Source organism: Ensifer adhaerens (assembly GCF_002940685.1).
Taxonomy (GTDB): domain Bacteria; phylum Pseudomonadota; class Alphaproteobacteria; order Rhizobiales; family Rhizobiaceae; genus Ensifer; species Ensifer adhaerens_E.
This window is the reverse complement of record NZ_PNFP01000002.1, coordinates 386,116-402,139: the sequence shown is the minus strand read 5'-3', so window position 1 is coordinate 402,139 and position 16,024 is coordinate 386,116. Positions and strand designations below refer to the sequence as shown.

19 protein-coding genes are annotated in these 16,024 nt (G+C 64.2%); 12 read left to right on the top strand and 7 right to left on the bottom strand.

The genetic code is table 11. The features are described from left to right. The first annotated feature begins 77 nt into the window (after positions 1–77). Entirely contained in the window at positions 78–1,001 is a 924-nt protein-coding gene (locus C1A35_RS05155; protein WP_104663256.1) for a bifunctional helix-turn-helix transcriptional regulator/GNAT family N-acetyltransferase, read from the top strand. A 67-nt stretch (positions 1,002–1,068) separates the two neighbouring features. On the opposite strand, the gene C1A35_RS05150 is transcribed toward C1A35_RS05155, so the two are convergent. From C1A35_RS05150 to C1A35_RS05130, 6 genes are all read right to left on the bottom strand, one after another. Then, on the bottom strand, positions 1,069–2,001 hold the full coding sequence (locus tag C1A35_RS05150; protein WP_104663255.1) for a ribose-phosphate pyrophosphokinase: 933 nt from the start codon (positions 1,999–2,001) through the stop codon (positions 1,069–1,071). A 111-nt stretch (positions 2,002–2,112) separates the two neighbouring features. Further along, complete coding sequence (locus tag C1A35_RS05145) at positions 2,113–2,397, bottom strand: hypothetical protein (protein ID WP_158664970.1); 285 nt, start codon at positions 2,395–2,397, stop codon at positions 2,113–2,115. Positions 2,398–2,407: 10 nt separating this feature from the next. Continuing rightward, complete coding sequence (locus C1A35_RS35745) at positions 2,408–2,680, bottom strand: hypothetical protein (RefSeq protein WP_158664969.1); 273 nt, start codon at positions 2,678–2,680, stop codon at positions 2,408–2,410. 274 nt (positions 2,681–2,954) lie between these two features. Beyond that, positions 2,955–3,650 carry an SOS response-associated peptidase gene (locus C1A35_RS05140; RefSeq protein ID WP_104663253.1) on the bottom strand — a complete coding sequence of 232 codons (696 nt, stop codon included), beginning with the start codon at positions 3,648–3,650 and terminating at the stop codon, positions 2,955–2,957. A 64-nt stretch (positions 3,651–3,714) separates the two neighbouring features. Next, positions 3,715–4,752, bottom strand: coding sequence for a DUF1254 domain-containing protein (locus C1A35_RS05135; protein ID WP_234822745.1), 1,038 nt, complete (start codon positions 4,750–4,752; stop codon positions 3,715–3,717). Between the two features lie 34 nt (positions 4,753–4,786). Continuing rightward, complete coding sequence (locus tag C1A35_RS05130; protein ID WP_104663252.1) at positions 4,787–6,190, bottom strand: DUF1254 domain-containing protein; 1,404 nt, start codon at positions 6,188–6,190, stop codon at positions 4,787–4,789. A 287-nt stretch (positions 6,191–6,477) separates the two neighbouring features. Here C1A35_RS05130 and C1A35_RS05125 point away from each other — a divergent pair, with 287 nt between their 5' ends. The 11 genes from C1A35_RS05125 (at position 6,478) to C1A35_RS05070 (ending at position 15,314) form a co-directional block, all read left to right on the top strand. Then, the gene (locus C1A35_RS05125) at positions 6,478–7,053 is read left to right on the top strand and encodes a TetR/AcrR family transcriptional regulator (protein ID WP_104663251.1); all 576 of its coding nucleotides are present in this window, start codon (positions 6,478–6,480) and stop codon (positions 7,051–7,053) included. Beyond that, positions 7,050–8,012 (top strand): DMT family transporter, encoded by a 963-nt coding sequence (locus C1A35_RS05120; RefSeq protein ID WP_104663250.1) that lies wholly within the window; start codon positions 7,050–7,052, stop codon positions 8,010–8,012. The genes C1A35_RS05125 and C1A35_RS05120 overlap by 4 nt, the downstream gene beginning before the upstream one ends. 16 nt (positions 8,013–8,028) lie before the next feature. Continuing rightward, positions 8,029–8,967, top strand: a complete 939-nt coding sequence (locus C1A35_RS05115) for a DMT family transporter (protein WP_104663249.1) — start codon at positions 8,029–8,031, stop codon at positions 8,965–8,967. Between the two features lie 77 nt (positions 8,968–9,044). Next, the gene (locus C1A35_RS05110) at positions 9,045–9,776 is read left to right on the top strand and encodes a hypothetical protein (protein WP_104663248.1); all 732 of its coding nucleotides are present in this window, start codon (positions 9,045–9,047) and stop codon (positions 9,774–9,776) included. A 423-nt stretch (positions 9,777–10,199) separates the two neighbouring features. Continuing rightward, positions 10,200–10,634 (top strand): Rrf2 family transcriptional regulator, encoded by a 435-nt coding sequence (locus C1A35_RS05100; protein ID WP_104663246.1) that lies wholly within the window; start codon positions 10,200–10,202, stop codon positions 10,632–10,634. A 170-nt stretch (positions 10,635–10,804) separates the two neighbouring features. Further along, the gene (locus tag C1A35_RS05095) at positions 10,805–11,689 is read left to right on the top strand and encodes an NAD(P)/FAD-dependent oxidoreductase (protein ID WP_104663245.1); all 885 of its coding nucleotides are present in this window, start codon (positions 10,805–10,807) and stop codon (positions 11,687–11,689) included. Positions 11,690–11,825: 136 nt separating this feature from the next. Beyond that, entirely contained in the window at positions 11,826–12,644 is an 819-nt protein-coding gene (locus C1A35_RS05090; RefSeq protein WP_104663244.1) for an arginase family protein, read from the top strand. An 82-nt stretch (positions 12,645–12,726) separates the two neighbouring features. Continuing rightward, positions 12,727–13,521: a DUF1194 domain-containing protein gene (locus C1A35_RS05085; RefSeq protein WP_104663243.1), complete on the top strand. Its 795-nt coding sequence runs from the start codon at positions 12,727–12,729 to the stop codon at positions 13,519–13,521. A gap of 85 nt (positions 13,522–13,606) precedes the next feature. Then, positions 13,607–14,128: a MarR family winged helix-turn-helix transcriptional regulator gene (locus C1A35_RS05080; protein WP_199772862.1), complete on the top strand. Its 522-nt coding sequence runs from the start codon at positions 13,607–13,609 to the stop codon at positions 14,126–14,128. Continuing rightward, on the top strand, positions 14,125–14,919 hold the full coding sequence (locus C1A35_RS05075) for a DNA alkylation repair protein (RefSeq protein ID WP_104663241.1): 795 nt from the start codon (positions 14,125–14,127) through the stop codon (positions 14,917–14,919). Before C1A35_RS05080 ends, C1A35_RS05075 begins: the two co-directional genes overlap by 4 nt. A gap of 53 nt (positions 14,920–14,972) precedes the next feature. Beyond that, entirely contained in the window at positions 14,973–15,314 is a 342-nt protein-coding gene (locus C1A35_RS05070; protein ID WP_104663240.1) for a DUF6616 family protein, read from the top strand. 8 nt (positions 15,315–15,322) lie between these two features. Here the strand turns inward: C1A35_RS05070 and C1A35_RS05065 are convergent, their stop codons facing one another. Then, complete coding sequence (locus C1A35_RS05065; RefSeq protein WP_104663239.1) at positions 15,323–15,751, bottom strand: GNAT family N-acetyltransferase; 429 nt, start codon at positions 15,749–15,751, stop codon at positions 15,323–15,325. Between the last annotated feature and the right edge of the window lie 273 nt (positions 15,752–16,024).

Genomic DNA, 16,024 nt, shown 5'->3' with positions numbered 1-16,024 from the left:
GTCCTGCCGGCCGCTTGACATTACTTGCCTTAGGCAACTAATTATATGACCAAGGCAATATTACAAAGGCATCTTCCATGTCTCCGCAGCAAACCGAAGACCGCGCCTTGACGGTGCGGCGCTTCAACCGTTTCTACACCCGCCTGATCGGCCTTTTGCACGAGCACCTGCTCGCCAGCGCGTTTTCGCTGACGGAGGTGCGCATTCTCTATGAGCTGGCGCACCGGCCGGCGCTGACGGCGACCGATCTCTGCCGCGAACTCGGCCTCGACGCCGGTTACCTGAGCCGGGTCATCACCGGCTTCGAGAAGAAGGGACTGATCGAAAAGACCCGCTCGCCCGCCGACGGCCGGGTTGCGCAACTCGAACTGACGGAAACCGGGCGCGCGACCTTCGAGCCGCTGGAGAATGCATCCCAGCGCGAAGTGGTCGCCATGCTGGACAAGCTCTCCGTGCCGGAACAGAAGCAACTGGTAGGCGCCATGGGCGAGATCGAGAGCCTGCTTCAGGAAGAGCGGGTGCCGGGCTTTATCCTGCGCGATCCGCAGCCCGGCGACATGGGCTGGGTCATTCACCGCCAGGGCGCGCTCTACGCCGAGGAATATGGCTGGAGCACCGCGTTCGAGGCGCTGGTCGCCGAGATCGTCGTCAAGTACATGCACGACTACGATCCGAAGTCCGACCGCTGCTGGATTGCCGAAAAGGACGGCAAGATCGTCGGCTCGGTGTTTCTCGTCCGCCACGACGAGACGACGGCAAAACTGCGCCTGCTCTATGTCGAACCCAGCGCCCGTGGTCTCGGCATCGGCCGCCGGCTGGTCGAGGAATGCATGCGCCACGCCCGGCTTCTGGGCTACAACCGCATGATCCTCTGGACCAATGCCGGCCTCGACGCCGCCCGCCACATCTACGAAAAGGCCGGCTTCGCGCTGATCGAGGAAGAATTCCACCACAGCTTCGGCAAGGACTTGACCGGCCAGATCTTCGCGCGGGACCTGTAAGGGGCGACGCATCGCCGCCCGGGGCGCGGCGCATTGCAGGGACCGATGGCGGCGCGCGCGCTTCCCGTCAGTAAAAAAGACTTGAAACGCTCTGGTCTCTTGCCGTGCGGGCAAGCGCTTCGCCGATCAGCGGCGCGATGGTGATGCGCCGGATGTTGCGGGTCTGGCGTTGCGCTTCGGTTTCGTGGATCGAGTCGGTCACGACAAGTTCCTTGAACCTGCTGGCGCCGATGCGTTCGCAGGCGCCTTCGGAAAGGACGCCATGGGTGATATAGGCCGAAACCTCCGTGGCGCCCGCCTTCAACAGCGCGTCCGCCGCGTTGATCAGCGTCCCGCCGCTATCGACGATGTCGTCGATCAGCAGACAGCTTTTCCCGGACACATTGCCGATGACGTTCATCACTTCCGACACGCCCGGGCGCGGGCGGCGCTTGTCGACGATCGCAAGATCGGTGCCGATGCGCTTGGCAATGGCACGCGCCCGCGCGACCCCACCCACATCGGGTGAAACGACCATGAGATTGCCGATGTCGTAGCGCTCCTTGATGTCGCGGGCCATCACCGGCGCCGAATAGAGGTTATCGGTCGGGATATCGAAGAAGCCCTGGATCTGATCCGTGTGCAGGTCGAGCGTCATGACGCGGTGCACGCCGGCCCCGGCGATCATGTTGGCGACCAGCTTGGCCGAGATCGGTGTGCGGCCGGTGGCGCGGCGGTCCTGGCGGGCATAGCCGAAATAGGGAATGACGGCGGTGATCCGGCGCGCCGACGAACGGCGCAGCGTATCGGCCAGGATCAGGAGCTCCATCAGATTGCCGTCGGCAGGCGTGCTCGTCGACTGGAGCACGTAGACGTCCTCGCCGCGCACATTCTCATGAAGCTGAACGTTGATTTCCTGGTCGGCGAAACGCTTGACCGTGCAGTCCGCCAGGGGAAGTTTCAGGTAGTCGGCAATGGCTTCTGCAAGGGCACGGTTGGCGTTGCCGGTCACCAGCTTCATCGGCGCGATCCTGTCTCAAGGAGCCTTCGGGAGAGAGGTCGTATGCGGCAGCTTTAGAGGGTTGCGCAAGGTATTACAACCGAGTGCGATGCTGCCGGTGAAACAGCCGGATCAGCCTTGGAACAATGCGATCGAGAACCCGACCAGCAAACTGGTGCAGCAGACTATTCCGATGGGATATCCCCGGAGCATCTTCTCCCGAGGTGACATCTCAAAATCAGGATCAGTCGAGTCGCCACCATACATCTTGGGCCCGAAATCGACGGTGAAATCCCAGCCGTTGTCCCTGTAGAACAGCAACGACCTGGTGAACCAATAGATGTCCCTGATCAAAAAGGCCGCGAGCGCTGCCACGATGACGTACAACATGTAATCGACGCCTTCGGATTTCGGCAAGCTGCTTCCCTCACTCCACCGGATCGAGACCATCAGGACTGTCATTCTTCAGCGAGCCGATCCTCCACACGGCCATCAGCTCATGCGGTAACGGCTTCATCAGGTCAGGGCCTTGGTCTTCCGGCGACGGTACCATCGTCACTGGATGATGCAGGTTCCCGGCCAATCGCGGCAGGAGTTGCGCGCGCAGCTTGCCAGAGACAGGCCGGTAATCAGAACACAGGCGATGACGGCAATCTTTCGCAACGTTATGCTTCTCAAGCTTCGGTCCTTCTTTTCTCACCCGTTCCCGTCATGACGTTGACGCAAGCGCGATCAACCAGGCTGCCAGGGCGATCAAAAGCCAGAGCCGCGCGTGCCTGTAGCGTTGACGGCGCGCGCCTCCCCAATCGTAGGACATGAGCTTCCTCCTCGCGGTCCAGGACAATGCTCGATTGTGGTAACAGCAAAAGACACTCCCTGATGGACGTGCCGTTGTCAATGCCCGGCCCCAGATCAGACGAGATCGAACCTTCCGATCGACCCGTGCAAATCCTCCGCGCGATGTCTTGTCACCGTCAATCGACCGGATCGAGAATATCCGGCGTATCGTTCTTCGGCGAGCCGACCTTGGCTCCAATCTTCCACATGGTCATCAGCTCAGGCGGAAACGGCTTCATCAGATCGGGGGCTTCGGGCTCCGGGGAAAGCCAGCGCTCGTAATCGTCAGGGTGCAGGATCACGGGCATGCGGTCGTGGATGTCGGCCATCATGGCGTTGGCGTCGGTGGTGACGATCGCGAAGGTGCGAATGTCCTCGTCGGTCGCAGGATTGCGCCAGCTCTCCCAGATGCCGGCAAGGCAGAAGGGCTCGCCCGTCTTCATGGCGATGGCGTAGGGCTGCTTGTCCTTGCCGGTGCCGTGAATGTCCTTCCACTCGAAGAAGCCGTCGATCGGCACCAGGCAGCGCCGGCGCTGATAGGACGAGCGGAACTTGGTCGCGATCGTGTCGGAACGCACGTTGACGAGCGGCCGCCCCGCCTTCGGATCCTTCGTCCAACTCGGGATCAGCCCCCAGCGCGCCGAGACGAAGACCGGACCGAAGAGATCGGGATCACGGATCACGTCGCGGATGATGATCGGATAGGTGAGCGTCGGCGCACCGTTATAGCGCGGAAACTGGTTGGCGATCGTCTCGACGCCGCCGCGTGTCGCAAAGCCGAAGGCGCGCAGCAGGCCCTCCAGATTGGTCTTCAGATAGACGCGTCCGCACATGGTGGCTCCTTTGGCCCGTGGCTGCCAGGCATAGGTATGGCGCAGTCCGAACGCGTCAACGCCGTCACTTCACAGGAACGGCCTCGGGAAACGACCAGCTCCCGTTGAGAACCTCGCCGCGTGGCCGGTAGAGGCGAACCATGTAGTTCCAGCCATCCATGATCGGCAGGCAGTTTGGCACCTTGCCGTCGCAACCGCCGAACTGGATATCGACGTCGCCGCCATCGCCTTTTTCAGCCGTCATGTTGTTCAGCGTGTAGGCGTCGAACGCGTTTGCCTGAAAATACCCCTTCGCATTGTAGAGGCTGATCGACCAGAAGCCGTCGACAGGCACGTCCTTGACCGTCAAGCGATAGATCGTCTTGCCGTCATTCTCCTTCGGCACGACGTTGAGATAGATCGCATCCTTCTCGGGGTTACCGCCCCAGGCGGAGGCGGCGCCGATCAGACGGCGGACCGGATCGACCGCGCCCCTCGCCCCGAAGGCGCCGTTGGTGTCGGGCAGCGTCGATGCGAGCACGAGCAGCGCATCCCGCACCTTCTTCTGGCTCGCTGCATCGAAGTTTGGCGTCTCGAATTTTCCGGGGCCGCCGGGCTGCTCCACCTTGACGGCATCCTGCAGCCGATGGACCTCGTCGGCATCGCCCGTCTTGTTCGGATCGACGAGGATCCTCAGTGCGGCAAAGACATAGCGGGTCCCGATGTTCTGCTTGGAGAGAACATGCTGGCCGGGCGCGTAGATCACCTCAGGTGTATACTGGTCTTCGTCGATGATCTGCATCGACATGAACCGGCCGCCCGCATCCGGAAGCGTGACGGTGACCGGGCCAGCATCCAGATCGAACACTGCGCCGGAATAAAGCGTGTCACGGTTGGTGCGGATGACGGTCTGCTTGTCGATCGGCAGCATCACCCTGTTGTGCTCGAACTTGCCGAAACCATCCTTCTTCGCCACCGCGCTGAAGTAGAGATCGCTCTCGGCGCGCACGAAATTGTCGACCGTCACCGGCGTGCTGCCACTGTCCTGAGCAACGGCAGGGGCGCTGACAGATAAGCCGAGTGAGACTGTCAAAAATGCAATCCCGACGTATCGATGGGTCACGGTTTCCTCCTCGCATTGCAGGCTCGATATGGATTTAAGGCATCTTCTCGACGTCAGGCAGTTTCCATGTCTTCTCGAACAGCGGCTTTTCCGGCCCATAGAGGCGGAAGAGCAGCTCGAACTTGCGCGCGGGATCGACTGGTACCCAATTTGCCGCCTTGCCCTCAGGCGCCTTGGCGCCGAAATAGACGTCCACCGAGCCGTCGGCATTTTTCTTCACCCCCTCGCCGATCGAGGCGACGCTGGCCTTGTCCATGTTGCGGATCAGCGCATGGGTCTCGCGGTCGTAAGCGGTCACCGACCAGTATTGCTCGACCGGCGCATCCTTCGGCACGACGAGGCGATAATCGGCGCTGCCGTCGAAGGCGTTGCCATCCTTGTCCTTGTTGGCCATCAGGTAGAACTGCGCCGTGCCCAGCCGCTTGATGCCGGTGAAGCCGAGCGTATAGGTCACGCCACGGGCATCGACCGGATAGAGATCGGGATCGGAATAGGCTTCCGAGGCGGCCTTCACCATCTCGGCCACAGCCGCCGGAAACCAGCGAATACCCTCGTTGATGACAGGGAATCCGGCATCGTAGCGTGCGGAAAGCTCTGCCTTCGCCTCGGCCGCCGCCTTGTCGAGCAGCGCCCTGGTTTCCGGGCTTGGCTGGTAGGGCTTGCCCTTCTCGATGCCGAGCGTCCTCAGCTGGTCGATCATCACCCGGTCGCGCTCGAGCCAGGGTTCCGTCTGGACGACCCGGTTGAGATTGTCGAAGAAGCTGGCGTCGAAGTGGATGGTGCTGTCGAACAGCACGTCATAGGCGTCGGTGAAGACCGTCGCCGGCGTATTCTCGGTCACGGGCATCGGGTAGATCTGGATTCGCTTGCCGTAGGCGACCGACTTTTCGACCTCGGCGTCGGCATGGCTCTTCAAATTGGAGCGCAGCAGCGCAAATCCGGTGAAGGTGTCCGACCGAAGCGGAATGAAGCCCTCCGGCACCTCGCCCATGTAATCCGGCGGCAGGATCAGGTATTTACCGCCCTTGCCCTCGTCGGCGCCATGCGGGCCGGCATCTTCGAGCGGCATCTGCCAGGCGTTGACGATGTTGCCGGCGATCGATCCGCCTTCGGCCGGCGGGATCTCGATGACGATGGGCCCATCCTTCACGTTCCAGAACGACATGAAATAGATCGAATCCGGGTTCGGCGTCAGCGTCTGGTTCTTCCAGTTGACCGGCTTCGACCAGTAAACGATCTCGTTGACCTTGGCCTTGGTGGTCGAAAGCATCGCCTGCAGCATCAGGTCGGCATTGACCGCCGGCATGCCCCAGATCACCGCCTCCGTCGCCCGACGCTCGATCGTGCGGTCCCGCATTTCAGCCGGCAACGTATCCTGCGCCGGGACGTTGGTCGCGCCGACCAGAAGCGCCAGACCCGTGAGTACAAATCGCAGCATGCCGAATCTCCCTCATACGCCACGGCTGGCGGTCTTGAAATTTCTCGACCGCCGCTGCCTCGCAAACTCCATTGCGGGCCACCAATGCGAAATTTAGTGCGAATACATGCCGAGCAGTAGACCCGTTGCGTGCGACGCGCGGAAGTACGTTACGGTTACAGCCGCAAACAGCGACGCGGCGATCGGCCGGCGCATCACCGCATCCTCATCCCTTTTGAAAAGCACCGCGTCACTTGACATCGAACCAAAATAAGTAGATCGGTCTACCTAATGAACTGGAGAAAGCCATGAGCGAGAAAGCACCGGCGCGCGAGCGCCTGCTGAAGGCGGCAGCCGAACTGTTCTATCGGGACGGGGTCGGTGCCACCGGCATCGATGCGATCACCGCGCATGCGGGCGTCGCCAAGATGAGCCTCTACAACAACTTCTCGTCCAAGACCGATCTGGTGAACGCCTATATCGAGGCGCGCCACCGGGAATGGCAGGCGCTTTACCACGAGCGCCTGGCCCATGCGGCAACGCCGCGAGACCGCGTACTGGCGATCTTCGACAGCTATGTCGATCATGCCGAGATGGCCTATTCCTGGGGCTTTCGCGGCTGCGGGCTGCTCAATGCCGCAGCCGAGCTTTCCGTCGGCGATCCCGCCCGCGACATCGTCGCCTCGCAGAAAGACGAGGTGGAAACGCTCTTCAAGCAATATCTCGCCGAGATGAAACCCGACGCGGGTGCCGCCGTCGACGAGACGGCGGAGCATCTCTCCTTCCTGCTCGAAGGTGCGATGTCGCGCGCCGGGCTCGACGGGCATGACGCACGGCTGAAGACCGCGCGCCGGATCGCCATCTCGATCATGGATCAGCTATGACCTCCCGCAATTCCGCCTCTCTCGTCGGCTTTGCCTGCGTGCTCACCGCCTCCGCCCTTTGGGGCACGACCGGCACCACCGCCACCTTTGCGTCAGGGGTCAGCCCGCTCGGGATCGGCGCCGTCGCCATGGGCCTTGGCGGCCTGCTGCTGGCGCTGACGGCGCTGCGTTCGATCGTCAAGAGCCGGGCGAAGATCGCCGCGCAATGGCCGATGCTGATCCTCGGCTCGCTCTCTGTCGCGATCTATCCGCTCGCCTTCTACTCTTCCATGCATCTCGCCGGCGTCGCCATCGGCACCGTCATCTCCATCGGCTCGGCGCCGCTCGCCGCTTCGCTGATCGAGCGCATCTTCGACGGTCAGAAGCTCACCACGCGCTGGTTGCTGGGTGCTGCCGCCGGCCTTGGCGGCGCCGTGCTTCTCACATTCTCGGAAAGCCACGGCAGCGCCGGTGCCGCCGACGCGACGGCCGTCCTCTACGGCATCCTGCTCGGCCTCGTCTCCGGCCTGCTCTACGCGCTCTATTCCTGGGTGGCGCGGCGACTGATGCAGGCCGGCATTCCGCCGCGCGCCGCCATGGGCTCGATCTTCGGCGTCGGCGGCGCCTTGCTGTTGCCGGTCCTCGCCTTCACCGGCGCACCGCTTTTGGCGTCGTGGACCAATGTCGCCGTCGGCCTCTATATGGCGCTGGTGCCGGTGCTCGTGGCTTACGTGCTCTTTGCCTATGGCCTCGCCCGCGTGTCGGCCACCATGGCGACGACGCTGTCGCTGCTCGAACCTGTCATTGCCGCCGTGCTTGCCGTCGCTATCGTCGGCGAGCGCCTGCCGGCCGAGGGCTGGGCGGGCATCGGGCTGATCGTCGGCTCGCTCTTCATCCTCACCCTGCCGATGCCGGGCCGGCGCCGCCGCGCCGAACCCCGGCAATCCGCCGCCGTCGATGCGGCTCTCCCAACCCGCTAGAGCCGGAGCCCTTGATATGAGCGACGTCGCCGCGCTGCCCGCTCGCCAGCCAAGCCGGGTGTGGGGGATTTTCATCCTGATCCTGCTCGAGGCAGCACTGGTGATCTCCTGGAGCGCCGGTTTCGTCGGCATCCGCTTTGCCATCGACCACGCACCGCTCTTCCTGATCCTCTTCTGGCGCAGCCTCGTCTCCGGCTTGCTGCTGCTCCCCTTCGCGCTGACGATCGGGCCGAAGATCCGCTGGAAGGATGCCGTGCCGCAGATGCTCTTCGGCGCGCTTGCCATGTCCGGCTATCTCGCGGGCTTTGCGCTTGCGATTTCCCATGGCGTACCGACCGGCCTGGTGGCGTTGATCACCGACATGCTGCCGCTCGCCGTCGCCATCCTCTCCTGGCCGGTGCTCGGCCAGGCCTTGACCGCCCGCCAATGGCTCGGCTCCTTCATCGGGCTGACCGGTGTCTTGATCGCGTCTGGCTGGTCGATCGACGTCGGCAATGTGCCGCTCTGGGCCTATGGCCTGCCTGTTCTCGGCACCCTGTCGCTGGCGCTGGCGACACTGCTGCAGAAGCGCAGCGCGGCCGGCGCCATGCCGGTGCATCAGGGCCTCGCAATCCAGTGCCTTTCGGCGGCAGCGATCTTCGCGCTTTTCGCCTGGCACGAAGGCGGCGTGCTGCCCGTCCTCGATCCGGGCTTTATCAGCGGCATCCTCTGGCTGGTCTTCGTCGCTACCTTCGGCGCCTGGAGTCTCTACTACCTGGCGCTGAAAAAATCCTCGCCCGCCCGCGTCACCGCCATCCTTTATCTCAGCCCGCCGGTGACGATGATCTGGGCCTTCGTGATGTTCGGCGAACCCCTCTCCTGGGCCATGGCCTTGGGCCTCCTCGTCTCGCTCGTCGGCATCGTCATCGTCGCGCGGGCACGGCCGGCCCAGGGCCAAAATCCGGCACACGCTTAGGAAAGCCGCCCCTGGCGACTTGCATCTTGCGGTGGTGTCTGCGACAGCTTCGCTCCGAACCACCGGGGGCAGCGGCCATGAGCTTTTCCGAAGTCAAACCACGTCACGTGCTCTGCCTGCTCGGCGGGCAAAAGCCCTTCTCCGAGCTTTGCGAGATCATCCAGTCGGCGATCGACCGCTTCGCCCCGGGCTTCGAGATCGACTACACGTTTTCCGAGGACGCGCCGGATGATCGCATGCCGATGTCCTTCGAGGTCTGCCGGGATCGCGTCATGAAGGGCGCCTGGACCGAAGCGGACGAAGAGGCCGTCGGCGACCATCGCTCGGTCATCTATGTGCTCGGCCCGCCGATGACGGCAGAGGATGCGGTCAAACACTCAGCCATTGCACTTCGGCTGGTCGCCCACACCCTCGATAACGGCATCGTCGCCGCCAAGGGCGAGAGCGCCGGCGTCGCGCATGGCGCGGACCGATGGAAAGAGCTTGCCCGCGATGCGGAAGGCCGGACGGGTGCACCGCTCGCCCGCCCCTGCCGCCTCGCCTTTGGCAAGCGCCCGATCGGCACGGCAGAACATCTCTACAGCATCGGCTTCCATCTGGTCGGGATACCCGACGTCTACGCGCCACGCAGCCTGTCTGACGACGAACTGGCGCTGAGCGCGATCATCGACGCGGTTGCCGATGAGGTCTTCAGCGACGGCGTCGAGACGGTGCTGACCCGCCGCGGCGCCAAGTTGCTGCCGGTCGACGCCTATGACGAGGACGATTTCAAGTACAATCCCTTTGGGGCCATCCATCTGGCGTCATAGTTGGGTTTGGCAAATGCCGTCCTCATCCGGTGCTTGTCACAGAGACCCAGCAGCGCCGCGCCTGCGGCGCGAAAAAATCTCTTCAGCCCAAAGACTTGGGCTGGCTGGATTCCTGTGACGAGCACAGGAATGAGGGAGGCGTTGTTGGCGTCAGTGGCGCCCAAAGTTTCTGGCCGGCCTGGCGTGAGGTCTCCCACCCACCCTCATCTCTGTGCTTGTCACAGAGATCCAGCAGCCGCGCGTCGGCGCGGCGGGATATGCGATCCCGGCGCGACGCCTTTCGGCCCTGCCGGAAGTACCCCTCGGGCCGCGGAAATGCCTTTCCACACCGCGCGACTTGAATCGCAAGCCGGATTTCGAAACCGTCAGGCCCGCCGTCCGCCCCTCTTGCATCGCGCCGCGATTCGTAATAATTGAAGTTACATGAAAAAAGACAGTCGCCTTTCCTCCGTCCTGCACGCGCTCCTGCACATGGCCGAGCGCGACGAACCCCTGACCTCGGACGAGCTTGCGCTCTGCATGCGCACCAATCCGGTCGTCGTCCGCCGCACCATGGGCTTCCTCAGGGATGCCGGCATCGTCTCCTCCGCCCGCGGCCATGCCGGCGGCTGGGCGATCACCGCCGACCTCAAGACCGTGACGCTCAGGCAATTGCACGAAACGCTCGGCGAGCCTGCGATCTTTGCCATCGGCAACAAGCAGGAAATGCCGGAATGCCTCGTCGAGCAGGCGGTCAACGCTGCACTCGATACCGCCTTTGCCGAGGCCGAGGCGCTGCTGCTCGACCGCTTCGCTCATGTGACGCTCGCCGACCTCGCCGAGGATTTCGCACGGCGGCACCGGCTTCGATCGCAATGACAGCAGCCCGTCGATCCACGTCCTGACGTGATCGATCCCGATCCATCCGGCGCTCCCGGAACCGCTTAGATCGCGGTTTCCCGGCCGGAACCCTATTGCCCAAGGCCCGGGTCGAGACACTGTTTCAAAAGCCGGTGGGCTTACCTGCGCCCAACCGAAAGGAAGACCCCATGCAACAGGACGTCATCATCATCGGCGGCAGCTATGCCGGCATGGCCGCCGCCCTTCAGCTCTTGCGTGCCCGCCGGCGTGTGCTGATCATCGACGAGGGCATTCGCCGCAATCGCTTTGCCAGCCACTCCCATGGCTTCCTCGGCCAGGACGGCATCGACCCCGGCGAAATCGCAGCAAGCGCCCGCAAGCAGCTTCTTGCCTATCCCACACTCACCTGGATCGACGGCCGCGCCGAAAAGGCCAGCGGCAAGCAGGATGCGTTCATCGTCACGACCGCCGACGGCGCCTCCTTTGAAGGCCGGCGCCTGCTCTTTGCAACCGGCGTCAAGGACGGCCTGCCCGCGATCGAGGGGCTGTCTCAGCGCTGGGGCAAGAGCGTCTTCCATTGCCCCTATTGCCACGGCTACGAGCTGAACGAGGGCGAGATCGCCGTCATTGCCTCAAGCCCGATGTCGATCCACCAGGCCCAGCTCATTCCGGAATGGGGCAAGGTCACCTTCTTCACCAACGGTGCACTCACGCTGGACGCCGAAGCGCGCGCCGACCTCGAAAGACGTGGCGTCACCCTCGACGAAACTCCGGTCGCAAGGCTCGAAGGCCATGCCGACGTGGCTCTGACGGACGGCCGCCGCCTGTCGTTTGCGGGCATTTTCGTCGCCACCCGCACCACGCCCGCAAGCGACATCGCCGAACGCTTCGGCTGCGAGATCGAGGAAACGCCGATGGGGCTGCAGATCCGGGCAACGGGCGCGAAGGAAACCACCGTCCCCGGCGCCTATGCCTGCGGCGACGTCGGTCGCGTTCCCCACTCCGTCTCGCTCGCCGTCGGCGATGGCGCCTGGGCCGGCGCGCAGCTGCACCGCTCGCTGGTCTTCGGATAGAAGTCGGCGAGGCCGCCCTGCGACAGCAGGACCGACCGACCGAACGGCGCACACGCCCCGCGCCGTTCGGCCTCCAACCTTGTCAAGTCAGCGGCCCCTGTGCTTCGTTCGGTCCAAATGTAAGTTGGAGTGACAGATGCCAATAGCCCTCACCTGCTTCCAGGGTCGCGCCGGCGACCACAATGACCTCGGGACTCCCGGCGCAAAATCGATCGCCGCCCATCTCGCCAGAAAACTCGGCCTCGAAGCCGTCACGATCGGAGACCCGGAACCGGCGCTGAACGGCGACTGGACGGTCGAACTTGAAGCCGCGATGCCGGCGCTCAGGCGCATGCAGGATCGCTTCGACGCGGTTTACGCCTCGGGATCAGCCTCGCTGGCGGCAACGAGCCGTTGCGCCGTCTCTTTGGCAACGCTGCCCGCCGTGGCGAAACACCATGAGGACGCGGTCGTCGTCTGGTTCGATGCGCATGGAGACCTCAACACGCCCGAGGCCAGCAGCACCGGCTATCTCGGCGGACTGGCGCTCTCGGGCCCCTGCGGCCTCTGGCAGTCCGGCCTCGGCGACGGGCTCTCCATCGCCAATGTTGTGCTGGTCGGCCAGCGCGACCTCGACCCCTTCGAGGCCGAGCTCATCGAGGCGAAGCAGATCCCGCATATCCGCCCCGGCACCGATCTTGCGCAGAAGCTCGCCGAAGCCGTCGCCGGCCGGCCGGTCTACATCCACCTCGACTGCGACGTGCTGAACCCAGGCATCGTGCCCACCGACTACCAGCATGAGGATGGGCTGTCGCTCGATGACCTGCGTGCAACCTGTGCAGTTCTTGCCAGGAGCGAGGTCGTTGGGCTGGAAATCGCCGAGTTTCAGAACGTCTGGTCGGCGGGCGGCGAACCGGTTTCGCCCGATCCGCTGATCGACGCCCTGGAACCGCTTCTGCAAAAGCTGAGGAACTGAGGCGACGGCCGACGCGCTTGATTGCGCAAAACCCGTTTGGGCGTAGCATGAATGCTCTACTTGCCTTCCCGTGTCGGCTGCAATGACGCTCAGATCGGTCCTTCTTGCCTGCGCCTGCCTGCTTGGCGGAAGCACCTCCGCCGAGCCGCTGCGTGTCGATCTCGAACTGGTGCTCGCCGTCGACGTCTCCTACTCCATGGAACTCGACGAGCAGCGGCTGCAGCGGCAGGGTTATGTCGCCGCCTTCCTCGCGCCGGCGCTGATTGAGGCGATCGAGAGCGGCCCCTTCGGCCGCATCGCCATCACCTATGTCGAATGGGGCGGCGCGGCGGTGCAGGTCACCCCCTGGACGCTGATCGACGGTCGCGGCACGGCGGCGCAATATTCCGAGCTTCTCAGCCGGCAGCCGATCCGGCGCATCGCCTTCACCTCGATTTCCAACACGCTGGCCTTCACCCGGCGCCTGTTCGACTACAGCCCCTTTGAGGGCAGCCGTCGCGTCATCGATATCTCCGGCGACGGACCCAACAATTCCGGCGTCCCCGCCCCCGTCGCGCGCAACTCCACCGTCGCCCGCGGCATTACCATCGACGGCCTGCCGATCATGCTGAAGACGCATGTCGCCTCGGACTCTGCCTCGATCCCCGATCTCGACGCCTATTACCGCGACTGCGTGATCGGCGGCGACGGCGCCTTTCTCGTCAAGGTGACGGACAGCGGCGCGTTTGCGAGCGCCATCCTGCGCAAACTGGTCACCGAAATCTCCGGCCTGGAGATAAGCCGCCTGTCGCCGGCCACCGTGCGCCCCGCCCAGTTCGGCAAGGATTACAATTGCTTCATCGGCGAGGAGATGCAGGAGCGCATGATCGGGAAGTAGCAAGGACCGAGTGCAGCCCTTCTATCCACAGCGAATGGCCGCCGGCGCGTTGACTCCAGTTAGGCGCCTTATTATCTGTCGCCTCATGACAATGGAACAAAAGCACCGGGCCCTGTTGCAGGAAGCCGAGCGTCGCGCGGTCGCCGAGACCGGCAACATGCGCGCCTGCTTCGAACTGCTGGCGCTCTCGGGCGCGATCGACAGGGACTGCGCCGCAAGACTGGCACCCTACCGGCTCTCGGAAGGCAAGTTCGTTATCCTCTTCCTGCTGACCGATCAACCGCACGGCCTGTCGCCGCATGAGCTTGCCGATCGCGCCGGCGTGACGCGCGCCACCATCACCGGGCTCCTCGACGGGCTGGAGCGCGACGGCTTCGTCGAGCGCCGCTCCGGCCTTCATGACCGGCGGAAAATCGCGGTCGTGCTCACCGAAACCGGCCGCAGGACTGCCAGCGACCTGCTTGGCGAGCACAGCGCCTGGATCGCCTCGCTCTTTGCCGGCTTCAGCGCCGAGGAACACCAGACCTTCCACCGGCTGCTTGGGCGCATCTGGCAAAATCTTGGAAGCGGCGCGACGCCGAAGCACACGCCGGAAGTCGAGACGTGAGCAAGGTGAAGACCAAGGCCCGCGGCGGCGGCGCCATCGCCGCCGAGCGCCTGGCGCAACTGAACGCCGGCGCGGAAGCGGCGACCCTGACCGAATGCCTCGCGGTCGATTTTGCGGCGCTCCTCGGCAACGCCCTGCCTGGGATCGGCGACGACGCCATCGCCGAGATGAGAGAAGCCGCCTCGGCCGGCATCTCCAGGCGTATGCCGCTTGCCGCCCGGCTGATCGCGGAGCGCCTCGGCCCCTCGACTTTCGAGACGCTCAAGCATCATTCCTCGGACACGGTGCGCGGCTGGGCATGCTTCATGGTTGCGGCCGCCGAAGACTTGCCCCTTGCCGACCGGCTGGCCACAATCCGGCCCCTTGCCGACGACGGCCATTTCGGCGTTCGCGAATGGGCCTGGATCGCCATCCGCCCGCATCTCGCCGCCGACCTGGATCAGGCGATCGCCCTGCTTGCGGCGGGCTGGACGCCTGATCCATCCGAGCGCGTCCGCCGTTTCGCCTCGGAAGCGATCCGCCCGCGCGGCGTCTGGTGCGCCCATATCGCAGCCCTCAGGAGGGAACCCGAACGCGCGCTTGCGGTGCTCGAGCCGTTGCGCGCCGATCCCTCGCCTTACGTGCAGGACTCAGTCGGCAACTTGCTGAACGATGCAGCCAAGGACCGGCCGGATTGGGTCCAGGCCCTCTGCGACCGCTGGTCGGCCGAAAGCCCGGCGCCGGCGACGGCGCGCATCTGCCGGCGCGCACTCCGCTCCATCCCCAAGAAATCCAGTTCCGGAAACGCGTGAAACCGCCCAACCGGAAGTGCGTAACCATAAGACTGACAAGAAGAAAGCAGACCATGCCTCACTACCTGACCGAACTTTACAGCGCCAAGCCGGCCTGGCTCGCCCTTTCCCGCCAGGGCCGCCAGCAGTTCTTCACCGCCATCGGTTCCGCCATGCCGGCGCTGTCGGCGATCGGCGTCGAGCTCATCACCTTCGGCAAGGTCGACCAGTCGAAACTGCATGCGGCGTCGCAGACCTTCTTTGCGGTCTGGCGCTGCCCGGATGCGACGGCGCTCGAGGCGCTCGTTTCCGGCATCGCCCAATCGGGCTGGCACGAATATTTCGACACGATCAACGCCGGCGGCAAAGGCACGGATTTCGCCGGCCACCTCGCCGAACTCGGCGCGGCCGCCTGAGCCCCACGCTATCCGGCCGGCTTGAGGGGGCTGTAGAACACGATCTCCGGATCGTTCTCGTCGAGATTGTCGATGTAGCCGCTTGGCCGGAACCCGGCCTTGACCAGCAGGTCCTGCATCGGACGGTTCGACATGTTGGTCGAGCTGAAGAGTTTTTCGCCCGACGCCATGGACTGAAAGCGGGCGATCAGCGCGGCGCCAAGGCCGCGCCGGCGCCAAGGCGCGCCCACCATCAGCATCTCGATGAAGCCATGGCCGAAGAAGTGGTGGGTCAGCACGCCATAGGCGGCAACCTCCCCCTCGATCTCGACCAGATGGCAGCACCCCTCTTCGATCCAGCCGGCAATGTCGGCGCATCGCTTCGGATCGCTGGCCGCGATCGCGTCGATCGCGCAGAGCGCCTTATGGTCGTCCTTGACCGCAGGTCGAATTCGCATGGTTGCAGCTCCCGGCAAGTTTGGCGGGAAACTAGGATGATCGGCCGGCGCGCGCAATCCGTGAAGCAGCGACAGGACCCCGTCTTTAACGCGGCCATTTACAGTTACGTACTTACCGTTCGCCGACTTTCCTGCGCCTAGTGGCAGCTCCAACAGATTGAAGCGTTGCGTCCGCAGGCCCAGGGCCAGCTATGGGCGCCAGCACCATGCCTGCCGGGACACGGCAGGGCGCCGTCGCGGCGCCAGTGAAAACCAGGATGCTTCCAACGGCGG